Raw genomic sequence first — 722 nt, forward strand, 5'->3', positions numbered from 1 at the left:
TGGCGCCGGTCGCGCCCTGCGGCTGCGCTATGAACAGCGGCACCTGGTCGCCGTCGACTATCAGAGCTTTCACCCGGCCAATACCCAAGACGACGTCTGGCGTACCGAGCAAACGTTGGCGTCCTACCGCTACGACGGACGTTTCCGACTGATCGAAGCGACCAACGCCGTCGGTGAAAGCGAGCGTTACGACTACGACGACCGTCACGTCATCCTCCAGCGCCAACTGGCCGGGGGCGCGAGCTTCTTCTGGGAATGGCAGGGCGTCGGTCCGGCAGCGCGCTGTGTCCGGCACTGGGCCTCGTTCGCGCAGATGGACAGCCGCTACACCTGGGGCGAGGACGGCCAGGTCACGGTCCGGCATCTGGATGGCAGCCAGGAAATCTACGAGCACGACGACCGGGCGCGGCTGGTGCGCAAGGTCGAGCCCGATGGCGGCGAGCACCTCAAGGCCTATGACGACCAGGGCCGGCTGATCGCCGAGCAGGATCCGCTGGGCGCCGTCACCGAATACCGCTACGACGAAGTCGGACGCCTGGTGGCGCTGATTCCGCCGGATGAGCTGCCGACGTCCTACGAGTACCGCAACGGTTTCCTGCACGCCCGCTCCCGCGGTAACGCCACCTGGACCTACCGACGCAACGACCAGGGCGATATCACCCGCCAGACCGACCCCGACGGCCACGTCACTTTCTACAAATACGACGGGCGCGGCCGGCTGC

1 pseudogene is annotated in these 722 nt (G+C 66.8%); it reads left to right on the plus strand.

The window, feature by feature from the left end:
• Positions 1-722, plus strand: a pseudogene (locus ACLEJR_RS26990) (type IV secretion protein Rhs); the annotation flags it as partial.

This window comes from Pseudomonas sp. SMN5, from assembly GCF_052041925.1.
GTDB lineage: Bacteria > Pseudomonadota > Gammaproteobacteria > Pseudomonadales > Pseudomonadaceae > Aquipseudomonas.